This window comes from Levilactobacillus parabrevis ATCC 53295 (assembly GCF_001434055.1).
Taxonomy (GTDB): Bacteria; Bacillota; Bacilli; order Lactobacillales; family Lactobacillaceae; genus Levilactobacillus; species Levilactobacillus parabrevis.
Window position 1 is genome coordinate 1 of record NZ_AZCZ01000092.1, and the last position, 1,328, is coordinate 1,328.

Here is a 1,328-nt window from a genome sequence, read left to right on the forward strand (position 1 = left end):
TTCTGGAAGACTTAACCAATGTGACATTCAATACGGATGACTTACCTAAGCCTTTGCGTAATAGTCATCGCTCTTGGTCTTTCTTCCAGCTAGAATCTTTCCTAACGTATAAGGCTCAGGCCATTCAAAGTACTGTTGTGAAAGTGAGTCCAGCATTTACCTCACAGCGATGTCCCAAGTGTGGTCTGATTGAGAAGACTAATCGTCACCATGAGACGCACGAGTATTGGTGCCAACAATGCCAGTATCGTTGTAATGATGACCGATTGGGAGCCATGAATATTGGGATACTTGGTCAGGATTGGTTGAATGGTGTTAAGCACCCGAAGATTAGGAAGCTAACAACTGCCGGGTAAACCTGGCAGTTAAACGGGTAACCGTCAATTACCCGATGATGTTGCCACTATGAGTAGGAGTGCCTAACAGGCATGTTGGACTACTGTGTCACCAGACACGTGAGCGACAAGCCTCTGAATTCATTCAGGGGCAATTGACTTCCATTTAGAAGGGTCAGAATACGTGATTACGCATGGCTTCACCAAAAAGACCGAAAAGACACCTATTCGAGAAATTAATCGTGGGAAAAGACTACGAGGCATCTTTGTCAGGAGGGATGAGCGCTAATGGTATTAAAAAGAGTGGATGATTATATCCAGGAAAGACAAGCGGTAAGCCCAGAATTTGCTCAGGCATATGACCAGGCGGAAATCGACTTAGAGATTGCCGTTGCCGTTAAACAATTACGAGATAGCTTAGGACTTTCTCAACGAGCATTTGCCGATCTGATTGGCAAACCACAATCGACAATTGCTCGGATCGAGGCAGGGGCTGTGACGGCGAGCAACAAGACTCTTGCAGAGATTGCGCAAAAAACGCATAAACAATTACGAATTCAATTTATTTAAAGTATCCGTATGATAGTTAGTTTAATATAAGCTAGGCAGAATTCCCTTGCTTTCAAGCAAGGGATGAATGCCACTATGCCTTTCGCTGACTGGCAATGTAGTTTTCTACAGTTTTCTTGCTCATATCACCAAGAGTACTCATGAAGTAACTAGGAGACCAGAGATGTCCACCCCCAAACTTTTGAGCCTTTATTTCTGGGTGTAATTCAAAGAATAAGCGAGCCGAACCGCCCTTAAAGGCTTTGACAACATTAGTTGGTGCGTATTTGGGCTTAAAACTTAGTAGTAGGTGGATATGATCAGGCATTACTTCCATTTGCTCAATAGTCACTTCGTTCAGTCGGGCTATTTTCGTTAGAATGTCGGCCATTTCAGTGACTAACTTGGGCGTTGTAAATGCTTCATGCCGGTATTTAGTGACCC

The 1,328-nt window shown here is 43.9% G+C and carries 3 protein-coding genes and 1 pseudogene; 3 read left to right on the forward strand and 1 reads right to left on the reverse strand.

Going from position 1 to position 1,328, the window contains the following annotated elements; genetic code table 11:
• From FD07_RS11855 to FD07_RS11860, 3 genes and pseudogenes are all read left to right on the forward strand, one after another.
• Positions 1-356 (forward strand): zinc ribbon domain-containing protein (locus tag FD07_RS11855; protein WP_156403289.1); only part of this gene is annotated, 356 nt, incomplete at its 5' end.
• 139 nt (positions 357-495) lie between these two features.
• Positions 496-624, forward strand: a pseudogene (locus FD07_RS12680) (type II toxin-antitoxin system RelE/ParE family toxin); the annotation flags it as partial.
• The gene (locus tag FD07_RS11860; RefSeq protein WP_020090285.1) at positions 624-905 is read left to right on the forward strand and encodes a helix-turn-helix domain-containing protein; all 282 of its coding nucleotides are present in this window, start codon (positions 624-626) and stop codon (positions 903-905) included. The pseudogene FD07_RS12680 and the gene FD07_RS11860, both read left to right, overlap by 1 nt.
• A gap of 73 nt (positions 906-978) precedes the next feature.
• Here FD07_RS11860 and tnpA read toward each other — a convergent pair.
• A partial coding sequence (tnpA, locus tag FD07_RS11865; protein WP_057161957.1) for an IS200/IS605 family transposase occupies positions 979-1,328 on the reverse strand: 350 nt, incomplete at its 5' end.

What these genes read in the sequence shown, in the direction of transcription:
- FD07_RS11860 (WP_020090285.1), top strand. Translation starts at nt 624, where the DNA reads ATGGTATTAAAAAGAGTGGATGATTATATCCAGGAAAGACAAGCGGTA.